This window comes from Marinomonas sp. 63XJN7_7_ISO-PGPR-S23-202 (assembly GCF_056173505.1).
Genome location: NZ_CM149677.1, coordinates 2970924 through 2986966 on the forward strand (window position 1 = coordinate 2970924; position 16043 = coordinate 2986966).

The following is a 16043-nucleotide window of genomic DNA, read 5'->3' on the forward strand; positions in this document are numbered from 1 at the left end:
ATGCTAGACAACGACCATCAGCACGACCCGCTCGCCCATGTCTTGCCATTCAAAACCGACGGTGATGAGCCACCTCTATTCTGTATTCACCCAGCTCTTGGACTATCCCTAAGCTACACCAACTTATTACGTTATCTTCCTGAGTCAACGCCGCTATATGGTTTGCAAGCCGATGGACTAAACCACACCTCGCGCTTGCCCATGTCCATAGAGGAAATGGCCGAGGATTATATTATCCGTATTAAAAGAATCCAACCGAAAGGCCCTTATCAATTATTGGGTTGGTCGTTCGGTGGATTGGTCTCTCACGCCATCGCTGAAAAACTCCAAGCACAGGGTGAAGAGATCGCCTTTCTATGCATGCTGGATAGCTACCCCTATCAATTGAACGTAGCAGAACCAAAAGATGAAGCGGGTATGATTCAGTCATCCCTTTTATTTCTTGGTTATGATCTTAATAACATCCCTACCCCCCCCAAAAACAAAACCGAACTCGCCGCTTTTTTATGGCAGGAATTTGATGACTCCTCTCTGGCCGTCGTCGCGGAAATACAAAAACAACACCCCAATATTTTAGAGCATATCGAGCGAGTGATAACCAACAACCTCACTATTGCTAACCACTTTATCCCTCGCCAGATCGACGCCAATTTACTATTTTTTGTTGCTAAAGACAGCATGAACGGTTCAATGGGAAAGATCTTGGAACATCGGGCAGACGCATGGCAATCAAGAGTGACAGGTAAGCTAGATGTCCACAATATCAAGTGTCGCCATCAGGAAATATTAGACCCCCATTACATGAATCAAATAGGGCCGATTATTAAAGCCCATCTAATTGAGTCCAACACAAACCTATAAAAAGTGTTTATCGAAACAAAAACGCCCGGTCATAGGATCGGGCGTTTTTGTTTTTCCTGTTTCATCAACACGACAAGCCATCTTGCGCATAACCAAATGAACTATACATTACGCTGAAAAATGTTCGTAGCGGCCAATAAAGCGTTTTGGAAAGGGCAAACCATATTGACCTGTTTTAGCCACACCTATCTTCAATTGTCCCAAAGACTCCGCTAGGGTCACTGCGGCTTTAACCCCATCAATCACTGGCACCTGCAACTCTCGGGTTAATCTGTCCTCCCAGTCCGCCATCCCCGCACAGCCTAAAACAATCGCTTCAGCGCCTTCACTTAACGCTTTGAGCGCATCTTTTCGAATCTGAAGAAAACTTGCTTCAGGGTTTGACTCGCAGTCGGCAACCGCCAAATCACTAGCATAGATACCAGAACACTGATGTTCATAGCCATAACGCACTAACAAGTTTTTGGCAAAATGCACGGTACGCTTACGGGTTGTCACCACCGCAAAACGATGACAAACCAAACTCGCTATTTGAAACGCGGCACCTGCAATACCAATCACAGGAACACTCGATAACTCCCGCGCAGCATCTAAGGCAGGGTCACCAAAACAAGCGATAACGTGAGCATCAACATGATCTTGCTCTCCTTGAAGGATAAGATCCAACACACCCGCGCTTGCCAACACCTCATCAACAGCACATTCGATCGTTTCTGGTCCATGCGCCACATTACGAGCAATAATGCGCGTGCCATCATGCGCCACGCTCTGAGCGGCAGAGCGAATTTTTTCCGTTATTTCTTGATTGGCATTAGGGTTAATAATGTGCACACGCATGGCTGATACTCCACTCTTAGATCGTTGAAAAAAGGTCCTTGAAATTAATGCTTTTTGGTTTGTCGATAGTAAATTGCAAAGACGCTTTAATGGCTTCCAGGTGGCGTTTCATCCAAATTTTAGCGGGTCCCGCTTCCCTTTTATCCAGCATGTCCACCAAATCATGGTGGTGACCGCAATCACATCCAACACTTTGTTTCGAGCCAAATACGGCAATCACCAAAGAAGAGCGCAAGGTAAGCTGATTAACAAATTCCGCCATGACCTGATTCCCTGAAAGCGACGCAAGCTCCGTATGAAATAGCGCCGATAACTGAATCATATCTTTGAGATTATTATTCTGCTCTGCCAATTCCTCTTGTTGCACAATGCCGTATAGGCGAGTTTTGCTCGACTCATCCCAATGTGTCACCACGTCATCGATCAACACTGGCTCAACCAAAATACGACTATCCAGCACTTGCTGAGCTTCTTCCGCGGTCGGTTTGGCCACATGGGCTCCTTTATTAGGCGTAATGGTGACAAACCTTTCCAAAGCCAGCCGATGTAAAACCTTCCTAATGCCTGTACGGCTGATTTGAAAGGTCTCAGCCAATTGATCTTCTGGCAACCTAACACCAGGTAAAAGGTGATGCTCGACGATCGCCTTCAACATTTGCTGATAAATTAACTCGTCTTTTCTCATATACTCACAAACCTACTACCATTAGATTGTATACAATAAAAAAATACAATACTTATTAGATAACAAAATTAGAGGCTCGACTGCACTAAAAAAAACCATTTCGCACCATAACAGGACAAAAAATCGTTTTTGAATAGTAAGCTAACGGAAAGATATTATTAAAATTCCTTATTTTTCCTTAGTTTAAACACTTTGGCACTAAAATTGTATTAACTATTGTATACAATCAACAATGGAGAATAATCCAATGAAAACGCCCCCGACCCCTTCAACAAGCCACAACCTGACTAACGACGACCTCGCTCCTGACACAAAACAGGAATGGGGTTGGTATAGTATCTTTGCCTTTTGGATGTCCGATGTTCACAGTGTTGGCGGTTATGTATTCGCTGCCAGCTTATTTGCCCTCGGACTCGCGGGCTGGCAAGTATTTATTTGTCTGCTCATGGGCATCATGATTGTATACTTTTTTGCCACCTTAATGGGAACACCTGGACAAAAAGTTGGCGTTCCTTTCCCCGTTGTTTGTCGTATGTCATTTGGAGTAAAAGGCGCAAACATACCGGCCATTATTCGAGGTCTCATTGCAGTGGTATGGTACGGTATACAAACCTTTCTTGCTTCCAGCTCCTTTATCATTCTAATTCTATACTTCTTTCCTGAAATGGCTTCCCTACAAAAAACAACATTCTTAGGACTTTCGGCACTCGGCTGGATTGGCTTTATGTCCATGTGGGTGATTCAGGCATTCGTCTTTATGTTCGGCATGAAAATGATTCGTAAGGTAATCGACTGGTCTGGCCCCGCTATATACATTGCCATGTTTGCCTTATGTGCTTACATGCTTACCCAAACAGGCTGGAGTGCAATCAATTTTGACTTATCATCAAAATCCCTCACAGGTTGGCAAGCATTTAATATGATGATTGTGGCAACCGCATTGGTCGCAGGTTACTTTGCTGGTCCAACATTAAACTTTAGTGACTTTGCACGTTATTGCAGCAGCTATAAGAATATGAAGCTTGGTAATCTGTTGGGACTCCCTCTCAATTTCATGGTGTTTTCTATTTTTAGCGTGGTGATAGTAGCGGCCTCTATTCCTTTATTTGGCAAAATGATTACCGACCCCATTGAAACCGTAAAGCAGCTTGATTCTGGAATGATTACAGTACTGGGCGCCCTGACGTTTATTCTGGCAACCATTGGTATTAATATCGTCGCCAACTTTGTTGCGCCTGCTTTTGATTTCTCTAACGTCTCCCCGAGTAAAATCAGCTTTAAAACGGGTGGCTTTATTGCTGCATTTGGTTCCGTCCTGCTCACACCATGGAACCTATTCAACAATCCAGAAATGATTCATTACACCGTCGATTTACTGGCCGCTCTTATTGGTCCACTATACGGGATTATCTTGATGGATTACTTCGTCGTTCGAAAACAGCAGATTGATGTGGATGCTCTGTATACCGAGGACACCGACCAAGCCTATTGGTATGACAATGGCATCAATAAAAAAGCGGTGTATGCCCTAATCATTGCCGGTGTTTCTTCGATCATCACATCGTTTGTCTTGACTGATTTAGCGAATTTTTCACTGTTTATTAGTGGTGGAATTGCCGCGATCGCTTACAAACAGCTAATGAGCAAAGAAGCCATTATGCACTCTGAAAAATTAAAACTAGCAAAACAAGCGTAAACTTCCTGAGCTTAGGTCTAAAAAATGGCTAGCGCTACGATTGACCCACATAAAAACAAATGCCCTTAGCCCTAAGCTCACTCACTATACGAACAAGTAAGTTCGTCACACCTATGTCGATACCTGCTTGACAAAGCAGTGTCGACACTTGGCCTCGATGGTGCGTTTGATGGTTAAAAAGTGCTGCAACAAATGGCCAACGTTTTTAGCAAAAAATGTCCCTCGACTTTGCAATAACTCAGCTTCCGTTAGTTTTCCAGCTGCCTCGTAGAGATTATGATTCATCCACTGATTATAATCCGCCATTACTTCTAAATACGCTTTTAGCCCCATTATTTCGCCTCTTCGCTACCTAGATGTTAAACAGAAACAACTTCGCTCTCTCGCCCTTCCAAAAAAGCAGGTAATTTTTCGTCAATCACACACCAATTCGCTTTATACTTTGTAAAAATATGCGCGTCTATCTGAACAGGAATGTCTTGGTCAAACGTTGCTATAGCAATTTCCATGTCTTCAGGTCGCCTATCTTTGCTTCTAAAACCTAAACTCGAACCACACTGACGACAAAACGTTCGTACTGTGCCATTAGGTGCCGTAAACTCTTTGAGATAATCTTGACCCGATATCCACTTTAAACCAATGGTACTAACAAGAGAGCCAAAAGCAGCACCATGAAATTTTCGACACATACTGCAATGACAGTTTGCCGCTTGCTCACTAAATCCCTCCACAGAAAACCGAACCTCACCACATAAACAACTTCCTTTATAAATGCTAGTCATCTTAGAGCCGTCCTTATGTTAAGAGCAATATAGTCATTTAAAACAGAGTAAGACCAAAAGCGTGTTTGACGCGATGCAACACCGCACTCGCTTCAGCCTGAGATTTGTCACTCCCTTGTCGAATAATATCAATAAGTTGTGCTTTATCAGAAGCAAATAGGTGACGCCGCTCTCTAATCGGCTTTATCACTTCCTGAAGACAATCTTCCAGAATTTTTTTGATGACACCGTCCCCTAACCCACCTCGTCGATATTGCGATTTTAATGTTTCAACATAGGCCACATCTGAACAAAATGCCTCTAAATAGGTAAAAACCACATTCCCCTCAACACGACCTGGATCGTCGACTTTCAAATGGTTCGGGTCGGTATACATAGACTTTACCGCTTGCGATATGTCTTTTTCTGAGGCGTCTAATAAAATACAATTCCCGAGCGATTTAGACATTTTGCTTTTCCCGTCGGTACTAGGTAAGCGCGGAACATGACTCAGCAGAGGGCGACATTCAAGCAAAATGTCCTCTTTTGCAATTCGATTGAGCTTTCTTACGATTTCGTTTGTTTGCTCGATCATCGGCAGTTGATCATCCCCGACAGGAACCAATGTGCCATTAAAGGCTGTAATATCCGCTGCCTGACTAATTGGGTAAGTTAAAAACCCAGCAGGAATAGAGAGACCAAAAGATTTAGTCGCAATCTCATTTTTCACCGTTGGATTTCGCTGCAGCCTCGCGACAGAAACTAGATTCGAATAATACATGGTCAACTCAGACAGAGCAGGAATAGCGGATTGCAAACTAATGGTTGTTTTAGACGGGTCTATACCAACCGCAAGATAATCTGCAAGCACATTTAAAATATTAGTCGAAACTTTGTGAGGATTATGCCCATTATCGGTTAGACCTTGTAAATCAGCGATTAAAATCGTCTGCTGATGACTCTCTTGGAGCACAACACGTTGCTGGAGAGACCCGACAAAATGACCAAGATGCAACTGACCTGTTGGTCTATCCCCTGTAAGAACTTTTTCCTGATTGCTTTCCTGAAAAGTGTTTTTAGTAAAGGAAGCAGTATTAGAATGGCTTGATGTATTGCTGTGCATAGTATGTCTCCTATTGTATACCCCATCGGAGACATCACTTGTCGATTCAAAAACAGTCAGTCTACCGACGGCTTTTGAATAAACGTGATTCAACGCCGCTCTAAAAAATAGAGCGCCACCAAAAAATAGCGATAATGCGTAACTTAGAATATGTTGTCATACTGCTAACTTATCAATTTAGGTCAGGCAAAACAAGCATTAAGCAGTGAGCTGTTTTAACAAAACTCGCTAGACATTTCAGGAAGTCAAAAGAACAAAATGCTATGTTAAAGAGTGTATTAAGCGATGACATAGAAAACTTTACACTCGTTCAAGGGGCAAATGTGGCTTTGGTGGCAATATGACGTCGATAGCATCCTGTAACGTCACTACCCCACCTCGAACCACCACGGTCATAATGCCGGCCTTTCGAATGAGTTCGCCTTTTCCATTTCGGTCCAGAACCGCTTTAGTCAACCCTTCCTGGTAATTATCTAGCTGGGCACAAGGATTTCTTAATCCAGTCACTCTTAGCTCAACGTCTTTGCCAACTTTTAATAGCGTATTTTGAGGAAGGCTAAGAAGGTCAACGCCTTCCGTAAGAATATTCTCTCCCATCGTCCCCGCTGTTACATCAAACCCTTTGCTCTGCAATTCATCAAGCAATTCAGAGTGGATTAAATGCACTTGCCTTAGGTTAGGTTGCGTTGGATCAACAGCCACCCTCGAGCGATGCTTCACCGTTTTACCGCAATGCGCATCCCCTTCGACCCCCAACCCTTCCAGTATGGATAGACTATCAACCACTTTTTTAGAAAATTGATGCGCTTTATCTTTGCTTAACGATACCACTCTACCCACTCCATCCTCCTTTACTTCTTGATATCTAGCCAACAAAACAACCACTGTGCCATAACAAAACCGGCCATTTAGCCGGTTTTTATTTAACATGATGGGAGCGTAGAAAGACTATACTTTCGAGAGAATATCTTGAATGGATTGCTTAACAGAGGCGTCGACGATCTCACCGTCTTTCATCACATCATAGAAATTTGGCACGCTCAAGCTACCAATCACGTTACCTTTGAAGAAGGGCATACTATTAACGGCTTGGGCCAATACACTGCTCGCGCCGCCTGGGCCTGGGGAAGTAGAAAGCACGACAATTGGCTTGTCTTGATACACGGCTTTTTCGATACGCGATGCCCAGTCAAAAATATTCTTATAGGCCGCACTGTAGGAACCGTTGTGCTCTGAAAACGATGCGATGATCAAATCAGCTTGTGCAATAGTATCAACGAAAGCTTGTGCTTCGCTTGGAATGCCAAACTCTTTTTCTTTGTCTTCACTGAAGATGGGCATATCAAAATCATTGAGATCCAATACCGTCACATCAGCACCGTTTATCAGGCTTGCGGTATAGCCTGCAAGGGTTTTATTTATGGATTGACGACTAGAACTCGCTCCAAAAGCAACAATTTTCATATAACATTCCTTATCTTTAGGTATAAATTTAAATAATCAACTATTTTTTAGTGATAGGTAAACTTGTCAACTGCCCGTTAAAATACACTGAAAATACTTATTTGTAATCTATTAAACCTGACTTATCCTCCGCTTAACTTGACCGACAGCACAATAAAAAGACCTCTATAATAGAGGCCTTTCTATGATCAAGCTGGACGCTCATCCAGCGCATCCGCATGATGCGCAAATCGACCTTTCGCTTTGTCATGCACTTGGTCGTTACGTGGCCAAGGCCAACCACCAAACTGAGTTCGGTGATAGTCATTAAAGGCCGCTTGTAACTCCTGTCTTGTGTTCATTACAAATGGACCATGTTGCTCGACGTGCTCACCTATAGGTTTACCTTGTAACAACAAGAAACGGGCTTTTTTACCTGTATTTTGAATACTAACCGCTTCGTCACTTTTAAGCACAAACGCCTCTTTAACGCTAACTTCTACACCATCTATAATCGCACTGTCACCTTCAAAGAAGTACAAAGTGCGATTCAAACCAGGCTGAGCTTGTGGCATGGTCCATAAACCTGTTTCTGGCACATCGATCAACCATATTGCCACATGATTGTTTTTATCCGCTGCCCAAGAGTCGGGCGGACAATCCAATGCTGTCACTGAGTCCAACTCGCCAGCGATGATTTTAACAGACGTTTCAACACCATTAGCATCTTGATGTTTAACGATAGGCGTATCCTCGTTCCATAACATTCCAAAATGCGGCGGCATCATCTTATTTTTCGCAGGCAAATTTAACCAGACCTGGAACAATTCAAGCGGGTTTTCCTTTTCCTCATCTAATAATGGAAACATTTCAGAGTGCTGAACACCACTGCCTGCTGTCATCCATTGGGTATCACCCTGTCCATAACGTCCAGCGGCACCAATAGAATCCGCATGATCAACAAAGCCCTGATTAACAATAGTCACCGTTTCAAACCCACGATGTGGATGAACGGGAAAGCCTGGCACTTTTCGACCATGATACATACGCCAGCCATCTATGCCGTGAAAATCTTGCCCTAATGGTCGACCTTGTAACGATGCCGCTGGTTCCATTTCTGGGGTCGCTTTTGGGTAACGATCCTGATGAAAAGCACAAAATAAAAACGGGTCAAATGTTGGCCAGAACATCTGAAGGGGTAAACGCTTTTCGATAGCAGAACTCATTTTTACCTCCTGAATAAATTATCAATATCAGTATGATACCACTGTCACGCACGACTAATTCATGCTGATATTCAATCCTACCCATCTAATTATTTAATCTATTTCACCGCTTCCACTATTTTAATCATGCAGGAAAAATCACTTTGGCAGTGCAGCCCTGGTCTTCGTTATCTACTAAGCTGAATTCACAATGGTATTTCTGACAAATATCTCGGACAATCATTAAGCCAAGACCATAGCTTTCACCGCTTGGTTTCCCCTGTAAACCACACCCCGTATCAACCACCTTGATCTCTTGATCAGACATGATCAGATCAATCTGCCCCTGCTCTGTGCAAGCAATGGCATTTTTGACCAAATTACCGATAAGAATATGCAAAGTCGGCATCGGTAATTTAGTTTTGACTACGCCACGACTGTGCTGCACCACTTCGACGGGTTTTCCTGAATTATATTCGGTATGAGCACGCACAATTGATTGCAGCTCATTGTCGTCGACCTCCCGGAGCAACATTGCATCGATATCATCTTCTCGCGTCAAAGAAAGCAGCGTGGTGATGTAGTCTTCCATTTCTTGGCAAGCGCTGCTCATTCGCCCTCGTTGACGCTCTAAAAAGGCTTTAGAATCAGATTTTCCAAGCAGCGTCAACGCCCCTTTCATCACCATCAATGGGGTTCTCAGTTCATGACTGGCATAACGATTAAAAGCACGTTCTCTGTGTAACAAAGCTTGGATTTGATTTTGATAGCTGTTTAACTGATTGACTAACTGATGAATTTCTCTGGTTGCGGCACCATCAGGCATCGGTATAGGCGTGCTATCTTGAGCATTGCGCCCTTCGAGCTCTTGACTTAAGCGGGCAAGGGGATTGGTGAGACGTGCTGAAATACGCATCACGACCCATAGACTAATCACCAGCAATAATATGGACATGATGGTTTGCGTCGTCTGGGTTTTGAACATTTGTGATTCACTTTGTTCATAGACTTCATCGTAGTAAATCAAATAGATATTTTGCATTTTACCATTCAGCATTACCCGCTTTTTCATGGAGAAATATTCTAAGTTAGTGTCTGAACTGGGGGCTAAATGGTAGGGCTTGTCATCTGACACATCAGGCTGCAACACAATCCAAGGGGGGAGGCTTTTTTCTCCAACATAAGCGTCAGAAAAGGGTGGCACTGCCACGTGGGTAAGATGGGTTCCTTGCAATAAATGTACGGCGGTATTAAGGTCTTTATCCATCCTATTTTGCGCATAAATCGTTTCCATGCTTTCCAACATCGTGTCAAACATGGCAAAATGAAACGCGATAATAGCGAAGGCAACAATCGAAAAGTAGGTAAAGGTTAGCTGTTTAGCACTTTTTATCCGCTTCATTCTTCTCCTTCTGCGACTAACCGATACCCTACTTTCGATATGGTCCTAAGATAGGCATGCTCGAAGGGTCGGTCAATCAAGCTTCTTAACTGATAAATATGACTACGTAGTACCTTACTATCTGGCTCTTCATCGCCCCATAAGACATCACCAATCTCTTCTTTCGTCACCACTTCAGGTGCTCGATTCATTAGGCATTTCAATATTTTATATTGCGATGGATTTAAGGAATACCGACTACCTTCGCGCTGTAACACACGGGTATTCATATCTAAGGATAATGCGCCAAATGTTAAAACACGGTTCGCCATGCTGCCATTACGGCGACGCACCAAGGTCCGTAAACGAATGTCCAAAATATCTAAATCAAAAGGCTTTACTAGATAGTCATCCGCTGCATGGTCGAATCCTGCCAGCACATCCTCTTTTGTATCACGCGCAGTCAACATCAAAATGGGAGTATCAATCCCACTTTCCCGCAATGATTGGCACACAGTAAGGCCATCCATTTTAGGCAACATAACATCTAAAATAATGGCATCATAGTGCTCGCTTTTAGCCAGTTCGTACCCTTGTAAGCCATTATTGGCGTAGTCCAGTACATCCCCTTTAATTTCGAAATAATCAAAAATAATACCTGCTATGTCTTTGTGATCTTCCACCAGCAACAATTTCATGCCCGTCACTCCTAATATAGAAATAGATATCCATTACCGATTGTCTCTGCCTTTAAATGAAAAAAAGGTGAATCACTTTTTTACGACATCCCACCACTTAAGATAAAGGCAATTTCCCGAATTATCGGCACCCATAATTCGAAGTTTTCAGAGAAAACGCCAATCGCTTAGACAGCATAGCCATCAATCGCTTTTTTCGCGACATAAATAAACGAACCAAAATATTTGGACACATAGGATTTCTTTCACACTGGATATGTCTCAAAATCATAATGAAAATCGCGAAAATCTCATTTAGTAAAAAAGATTTACGTTCGCTTGGCACTGTAAGCTTGGCGCCTTTTTACAAGATCGTTACTATACATCCCTGTTTTTGTCGCGACGCTTCGAGAGCCCTGAATCTAAATAAGGTTTATTATGCCAAACCCTAAGCGCGACCATTGGTTTGCTTTAGAACAGCCGTTCCTTTGCACCTTCAAGGAAGAAAAAACAACATTCATTCTTCTGGAAGCAAATTATGAATCATCTATATAAAAAGCTCCCTTCTGCAAAGGGACTTCTGTTTTTGCTGATCGGCAGCGTGGTTGTACGCTTCTTGTCACTTTCTATGTACCCTATTTTAGACTCAACAGAGGCCAGGTACGCAGAAGTTGCTCGCTTTATGGCAGAAACACATAATTGGGTTATCCCCATGCTTAACCCGCATATGCCATATATGGGGAATCCCCCTATGTTCGCTTGGCTGAGTGCAACAGGCTTTTCGCTTTTTGGTCTAAACAGCGTCGCTGCGCGTCTTCCACATTTAGTCGCCGGCATCGGTATTTTAATACTGATGTATTATTTTGCTAAGCACTACTTTAAATCAGCAAGCATGGGGTGTTTCGCAAGCGCCATTTTGGCGACAACCGGCGTATTCTTAATCCTTATCGGAGCCATCTCTCCAGAAACAGCAATGACTTTTGGCACCACTCTCACCATGGTGAGCTTCTGGTTTGCCTGGAGTAAAAAACAATCCCTATGGGGCTATGCCTTTTTTGTCGGCCTAGCCATTAGCTTCCTATCAAAAGGACCAATCGCACTTCTATTAATCATTTTCAGCTTAACATTCTGGTTACTGTACAATAACCGTTGGCTGTACCTAAAAAAACAATTGCCTTGGGGCTTCGGCTCGTTGCTCTTTTTACTCCTGACTCTTCCTTGGCTTGCATTAGCAGAATACCAAATGCCAGGTTTCCTGCATCACTATCTAAGCAACGAATATATCCAATGGTTTTCCCTAGGCAACATGCAGGGAGAGTTTTACGCTTCGATTCATCACCATGTACGTGGCACGATTTGGGTTTTTGCTTTGATCGCCATGCTGCCTTGGACGCCACTCCTCATTATTCAATGGATCCGCATTTTGAAAAAAGGCGGCGATACGCAAGGAAGCAGCGACGGTTTTGGTAGTTACTTACTTATATGGTTATCTACTCCTTTAGTACTGTACACTTTCACAGGAAATATTCTCATCAGCTTTGTCATGCCATCGTTACCAGCCATGGCGATGCTGCTTGCATACTACCAAGCAAACTTTCCACTGCCTAAATGGGTCTATAGCCTTGGTATTGTTACCCCTGTGCTTTTGATGGTGATAGTGGGAGCTATTCACTTCCATTTGACGAAAAACTATTCGCAAATGGCCATCATCTCAGACTGGAAGATACAATCGGAAACAAAGACAGCAGACCTCTTCTATCTTCACAAACGCCCTTTTTCCGCCTTGTTTTATTCAGATGGAAAAGCCGAAGCGCGCTCTGGTGACATTTCTAAATGGTTAAGCACTCAGACTACGCCATTTTTCATTATTCAGAAAAGTAGATACAGCACACACTATCCAAATTGGTCCTGTGAAGAACGAGCCGAAGAGGCCGATGAAAAACTCATCTATTGCAAACCAGCCCTTACCAAGGTCACACCAGATGCGTTAGCAAACTCCAACCCTACTGAGAAAACGAATTTGGCAGGGAAACCTCAACCATAGGATAAGGTACTAGGGCCTGACTCAGTAAAATGATCAATTAGTGAGGGATTTCTAGAGCTTCTTCCCAGCTTTTTATAAAGCGACGCTGCTTCGCATAGTCACGCCCAACCAATAACTGCTGATCGAGTTCCACCACCCGCTGTGGACCTGACTTACCCAGTATATTTAGGGTATTTTTTGTTATCACACCAGGTTGAATAGGAAACATCAATGTCTCAGCTTGCATGCGCTTTTGCACCGAGTACGTCAGTAAATAATCCAAAAACAACCCTGCATCATGGGCATTAGGAGCTTTCTTAGGAATCAATCCAACGCGCATCACCATTAAGGTATAATCTTTGGGCAAGATCATTTTCAGACGAGAATCCTCTTTTACTCGTTGGGCCGCATAAGAACCCAATAAATTATAACCAAGTACTAATTTGCCATTAGCAACATCGTCAATAATCTCGTGGGTACAACAATAAGTTTTTACTTTATGGCTACCAAAGGCTTCAATTAATCGCCCCCATGTAGTATCCGCTTGGCGAGCATCTTGACTGGCAAGCAAATAGCCCACACCACTTTTACGAATATCATAAGTACCAATGCGCCCCTTCATAAAATTTGAATATTGACGAATCGTTTGTAATACACCTTGGCGATCTTTTGGTAACGGCCCAGGATAACGGTCTTTATTCACTAACATCACCACAGGCTCCAAGGAAAATGCAAACACCTGATGGCGCCACTGGGCATAATTGGGTAAATGATCCGTTTCATAGGTTTGCGCGTACCCATCGTTCACCAGCTTTATCTGTAACCCCATCGCACTACTGATCACCAAGCTAGCCTGGGGATGGGCACTTTCCTTAATCGTTTGTTTGTATAGTTCTGCGGTATTAATGTCTGTATAAGATACTCGAATATTGGGATAACGCTTAACAAACCCTTTAATCAAGGGGCCAAACGAAGCAAGATCTATGGAGGAATGAATACGCAGTACACGTGGTGCATCCTTCTTACCAAATTCAATGCTTTCGCGCTGTCCTCCCGCTTGAGCAAAAGCGTTAAAGCTCATCAAAAACAGACTGAAAGAAAGAAGCAACCATTTCATCATAGTAACGACTCCGAATCATTGCTCGATTGATACTTGGCAATATCAATTTGAAAGGTGGTGCCATTTGGCTGAGTATCAAGAATGATAATATTCGCAGTATGATGATCAATAATGTCTTGGACCATCGCCAGTCCAACACCACTGCCTGAAACATCGTAACGGCCACGGTAAAACCGCTCGAAGACGCGTTTTTTTTCTTCTTCAGGAATCCCCGCACCATAGTCGATGACGCTAACTCGATAATAGTTGGAAAATTCTTCTACCCTGACAACCACTTCCGTTGCTTGCTCGGCACCAAGATTACTGTAGCGTACCGCATTTTCGATCAGATTCTGCATCATCTGCTGCAAAGCAAATGCATCACCAAATACCATCGCTCGCTCAACATCCGCTTCTAATGACAAACTCACCCCTTTATGTAATGCCGTAATGGCTTGCTCTCGACACGATGCGGTAACTGGAACCAGCAAATCCACCGGCTCTTTTGGATTGGTTTGCATACGATGGGACACTACCGCTTGATTCAGTAATAACGTGACCGTTTGACTGAGTGAATCACATTGCGTCACGATATTTTCAAGGGCTTCTTGCTGCCGTTCTGGGGAGGTTTTATCGCGAGCATTCTCGGCTAAAGCACGTAAGCTAGCAAGGGGAGTACGCAATTGATGGGCTGCATCAGCGGTATAATTTTCTAATTGCTCTAGGTTGGTTTGCAAACGCGCCATAAAATGATTAATCACCATTTTTAAATGATGCGTTTCTTTTGGTGTTTTAATATTAATCGGCGTCAAATCCCCTGGCTGACGTTCTTCCAGCACCCGACTGATTCTATGCAGAGGTCTAAGCACCAACTGACTACCAATAACAATCAGCGCCACAGCCACCAATGCAATCATTAACACGACCTCAACGGCTCGCTCCGTCACCGACGAAGACAGTTCTTCTCGAGATAAACGCGTCTGACCAATAATGATACGCACCGTACCTGTCGACTCAGACTCCGTTAGATGACGCTCCAACCAAGCAAAACGCACCATTTCCCCTGAATATTCGCGATCAAAGAATTGTATTTTGTCCAATTTTGGAGGCTTCGGTGGCGTAATATTTAAGTCACGATAACCCGTAATAAACCCTTGAGATGAACTAACAACTTTATAAAACACCCTATCATCATTTGCTTGGGCAAGAGTGGCAAACGCTGACCATGGAATATCAATAGTCACTTCGTTATGTACTAAGCCAATATTTTCATCCATCTGCAACAAAGCACTACGAAGCAAACGATCATAGGAAATATCGGCCAACCGTTGGCTGTATTCAAAAACAAAGTTGATGGCAAGCGCAGCAATGACACTAATGATGATAATACCGCCGATGATAAATCGTCGGCGCAAAGAAGGCGTACTCTCAGACACCAGCTCCTCTTTATTAGGCTTTTGGCGACGCAGAAACTTCTGCCACATAACCAATTCCCCTGAGAGTCGTGATCGAAAAATCACTGGCAACAAGCTTTTTACGAAGACGTCCCACATACAACTCAATCGCATTCGGGCCCGGGGATTCATCAAAATTAAACAGATGGTCAGTAATTTCATCTTTACTAAGCACACGCCCAAGATGGCCTAAAAAAATCTCCAACAACCGAAATTCACGATTGGTAAGCGCTGCGAGTTCGCCGTTAATAAAGACTTGTCGGCTATCACGGTTGACTAACAAATTACCGTGTTCACTAACATTGGCCGCATACCCCTGCTTACGACGTAACAAAGCACGGCAACGGGCTTCCAACTCACCGAAATCAAAGGGTTTAGTTAAATAATCATCTGCGCCTTCGTCCAGCAAGCGAATACGATCTTCGATTTGATCTCTTGCGGTTAAAATCAAAACGGGCGTGCCGTCCTCTTTCTGACGAAGTTTTTGCAGCAATTGCAAACCAGACAAGCCTGGTAAATTTAAATCCAACAAAATCAAATCAAACGATTGATACTTAAGCAAATCATGAGCTCGTTTGCCATCATCAATCAGATCTACGCCGTGACCCAAACTGGTAAGTCGTTCTAAAATGGCCTGCCCGAGTACTTGAGTATCCTCTACCACCAAAATTCGCATAATAAAATACAACTACGTTCACAGTACGATAAAAAGTAAAACAACAAAGTTCGAGCCACTTTTGCGACTCGAACTTTCATCACTAACGCAATGCTTGCTTTACTATTCCAACATCAGCATCC

17 protein-coding genes are annotated in these 16043 nt (G+C 43.3%); 3 read left to right on the top strand and 14 right to left on the bottom strand.

The genetic code is table 11. The features are described 5' to 3' along the window. Complete coding sequence (locus AC0VYG_RS13790; protein WP_475432547.1) at positions 1–861, top strand: thioesterase domain-containing protein; 861 nt, start codon at positions 1–3, stop codon at positions 859–861. Positions 862–969: 108 nt separating this feature from the next. Here the strand turns inward: AC0VYG_RS13790 and AC0VYG_RS13795 are convergent, their stop codons facing one another. Beyond that, on the bottom strand, positions 970–1698 hold the full coding sequence (locus AC0VYG_RS13795) for an aspartate/glutamate racemase family protein (protein ID WP_199474665.1): 729 nt from the start codon (positions 1696–1698) through the stop codon (positions 970–972). A gap of 16 nt (positions 1699–1714) precedes the next feature. Then, on the bottom strand, positions 1715–2383 hold the full coding sequence (locus AC0VYG_RS13800; RefSeq protein WP_475428560.1) for a GntR family transcriptional regulator: 669 nt from the start codon (positions 2381–2383) through the stop codon (positions 1715–1717). A 247-nt stretch (positions 2384–2630) separates the two neighbouring features. On the opposite strand from AC0VYG_RS13800, the gene AC0VYG_RS13805 reads away from it, so the two are divergent. Further along, positions 2631–4079, top strand: a complete 1449-nt coding sequence (locus AC0VYG_RS13805) for an NCS1 family nucleobase:cation symporter-1 (protein WP_199474663.1) — start codon at positions 2631–2633, stop codon at positions 4077–4079. A 34-nt stretch (positions 4080–4113) separates the two neighbouring features. On the opposite strand, the gene AC0VYG_RS13810 is transcribed toward AC0VYG_RS13805, so the two are convergent. The 9 genes from AC0VYG_RS13810 to AC0VYG_RS13850 all read right to left on the bottom strand — a co-directional run bounded on the left by AC0VYG_RS13810 (position 4114) and on the right by AC0VYG_RS13850 (position 10690). Then, entirely contained in the window at positions 4114–4227 is a 114-nt protein-coding gene (locus AC0VYG_RS13810; RefSeq protein WP_475428561.1) for a hypothetical protein, read from the bottom strand. Beyond that, positions 4191–4412: a hypothetical protein gene (locus tag AC0VYG_RS13815; RefSeq protein WP_475432571.1), complete on the bottom strand. Its 222-nt coding sequence runs from the start codon at positions 4410–4412 to the stop codon at positions 4191–4193. Before AC0VYG_RS13815 ends, AC0VYG_RS13810 begins: the two co-directional genes overlap by 37 nt. Positions 4413–4438: 26 nt before the next feature. After that, the gene (locus tag AC0VYG_RS13820) at positions 4439–4861 is read right to left on the bottom strand and encodes a GFA family protein (RefSeq protein ID WP_475428562.1); all 423 of its coding nucleotides are present in this window, start codon (positions 4859–4861) and stop codon (positions 4439–4441) included. 37 nt (positions 4862–4898) lie between these two features. Next, positions 4899–5963, bottom strand: a complete 1065-nt coding sequence (gene trpS / locus AC0VYG_RS13825; RefSeq protein ID WP_475428563.1) for a tryptophan--tRNA ligase — start codon at positions 5961–5963, stop codon at positions 4899–4901. Between the two features lie 300 nt (positions 5964–6263). Next, positions 6264–6803 carry an MOSC domain-containing protein gene (locus AC0VYG_RS13830; protein WP_475428564.1) on the bottom strand — a complete coding sequence of 180 codons (540 nt, stop codon included), beginning with the start codon at positions 6801–6803 and terminating at the stop codon, positions 6264–6266. Positions 6804–6911: 108 nt separating this feature from the next. Then, the gene (locus AC0VYG_RS13835; protein WP_475428565.1) at positions 6912–7427 is read right to left on the bottom strand and encodes an NADPH-dependent FMN reductase; all 516 of its coding nucleotides are present in this window, start codon (positions 7425–7427) and stop codon (positions 6912–6914) included. Between the two features lie 188 nt (positions 7428–7615). Next, positions 7616–8632: a pirin family protein gene (locus AC0VYG_RS13840; protein ID WP_475428566.1), complete on the bottom strand. Its 1017-nt coding sequence runs from the start codon at positions 8630–8632 to the stop codon at positions 7616–7618. 124 nt (positions 8633–8756) lie between these two features. Further along, positions 8757–10013, bottom strand: a complete 1257-nt coding sequence (locus AC0VYG_RS13845; RefSeq protein ID WP_475428567.1) for a sensor histidine kinase — start codon at positions 10011–10013, stop codon at positions 8757–8759. Further along, positions 10010–10690 carry a response regulator transcription factor gene (locus tag AC0VYG_RS13850; protein ID WP_475428568.1) on the bottom strand — a complete coding sequence of 227 codons (681 nt, stop codon included), beginning with the start codon at positions 10688–10690 and terminating at the stop codon, positions 10010–10012. The genes AC0VYG_RS13845 and AC0VYG_RS13850 overlap by 4 nt, the downstream gene beginning before the upstream one ends. 517 nt (positions 10691–11207) lie before the next feature. On the opposite strand from AC0VYG_RS13850, the gene AC0VYG_RS13855 reads away from it, so the two are divergent. Continuing rightward, positions 11208–12713 carry a phospholipid carrier-dependent glycosyltransferase gene (locus AC0VYG_RS13855; RefSeq protein WP_475428569.1) on the top strand — a complete coding sequence of 502 codons (1506 nt, stop codon included), beginning with the start codon at positions 11208–11210 and terminating at the stop codon, positions 12711–12713. Between the two features lie 37 nt (positions 12714–12750). Here AC0VYG_RS13855 and AC0VYG_RS13860 read toward each other — a convergent pair whose 3' ends face one another. From AC0VYG_RS13860 to AC0VYG_RS13870, 3 genes are read right to left on the bottom strand one after another with little or no spacing between them, the layout of a single operon-like run. Further along, positions 12751–13812: an ABC transporter substrate-binding protein gene (locus AC0VYG_RS13860; protein WP_475428570.1), complete on the bottom strand. Its 1062-nt coding sequence runs from the start codon at positions 13810–13812 to the stop codon at positions 12751–12753. Continuing rightward, positions 13809–15275 (bottom strand): sensor histidine kinase, encoded by a 1467-nt coding sequence (locus AC0VYG_RS13865; RefSeq protein ID WP_475428571.1) that lies wholly within the window; start codon positions 15273–15275, stop codon positions 13809–13811. The genes AC0VYG_RS13860 and AC0VYG_RS13865 overlap by 4 nt, the downstream gene beginning before the upstream one ends. Beyond that, positions 15241–15921 (bottom strand): response regulator transcription factor, encoded by a 681-nt coding sequence (locus AC0VYG_RS13870; protein ID WP_475428572.1) that lies wholly within the window; start codon positions 15919–15921, stop codon positions 15241–15243. The genes AC0VYG_RS13865 and AC0VYG_RS13870 overlap by 35 nt, the downstream gene beginning before the upstream one ends. Positions 15922–16043 lie beyond the last annotated feature (122 nt).

What these genes read in the sequence shown, in the direction of transcription:
- AC0VYG_RS13795 (WP_199474665.1), bottom strand. Translation starts at nt 1,698, where the DNA reads ATGCGTGTGCACATTATTAACCCTAATGCCAATCAAGAAATAACGGAA.
- AC0VYG_RS13800 (WP_475428560.1), bottom strand. Translation starts at nt 2,383, where the DNA reads ATGAGAAAAGACGAGTTAATTTATCAGCAAATGTTGAAGGCGATCGTC.
- AC0VYG_RS13840 (WP_475428566.1), bottom strand. Translation starts at nt 8,632, where the DNA reads ATGAGTTCTGCTATCGAAAAGCGTTTACCCCTTCAGATGTTCTGGCCA.
- AC0VYG_RS13805 (WP_199474663.1), top strand. Translation starts at nt 2,631, where the DNA reads ATGAAAACGCCCCCGACCCCTTCAACAAGCCACAACCTGACTAACGAC.
- AC0VYG_RS13860 (WP_475428570.1), bottom strand. Translation starts at nt 13,812, where the DNA reads ATGATGAAATGGTTGCTTCTTTCTTTCAGTCTGTTTTTGATGAGCTTT.
- AC0VYG_RS13870 (WP_475428572.1), bottom strand. Translation starts at nt 15,921, where the DNA reads ATGCGAATTTTGGTGGTAGAGGATACTCAAGTACTCGGGCAGGCCATT.
- AC0VYG_RS13865 (WP_475428571.1), bottom strand. Translation starts at nt 15,275, where the DNA reads ATGTGGCAGAAGTTTCTGCGTCGCCAAAAGCCTAATAAAGAGGAGCTG.
- AC0VYG_RS13790 (WP_475432547.1), top strand. Translation starts at nt 1, where the DNA reads ATGCTAGACAACGACCATCAGCACGACCCGCTCGCCCATGTCTTGCCA.
- AC0VYG_RS13820 (WP_475428562.1), bottom strand. Translation starts at nt 4,861, where the DNA reads ATGACTAGCATTTATAAAGGAAGTTGTTTATGTGGTGAGGTTCGGTTT.
- trpS (WP_475428563.1), bottom strand. Translation starts at nt 5,963, where the DNA reads ATGCACAGCAATACATCAAGCCATTCTAATACTGCTTCCTTTACTAAA.
- AC0VYG_RS13845 (WP_475428567.1), bottom strand. Translation starts at nt 10,013, where the DNA reads ATGAAGCGGATAAAAAGTGCTAAACAGCTAACCTTTACCTACTTTTCG.
- AC0VYG_RS13850 (WP_475428568.1), bottom strand. Translation starts at nt 10,690, where the DNA reads ATGAAATTGTTGCTGGTGGAAGATCACAAAGACATAGCAGGTATTATT.
- AC0VYG_RS13815 (WP_475432571.1), bottom strand. Translation starts at nt 4,412, where the DNA reads ATGGGGCTAAAAGCGTATTTAGAAGTAATGGCGGATTATAATCAGTGG.
- AC0VYG_RS13835 (WP_475428565.1), bottom strand. Translation starts at nt 7,427, where the DNA reads ATGAAAATTGTTGCTTTTGGAGCGAGTTCTAGTCGTCAATCCATAAAT.
- AC0VYG_RS13855 (WP_475428569.1), top strand. Translation starts at nt 11,208, where the DNA reads ATGAATCATCTATATAAAAAGCTCCCTTCTGCAAAGGGACTTCTGTTT.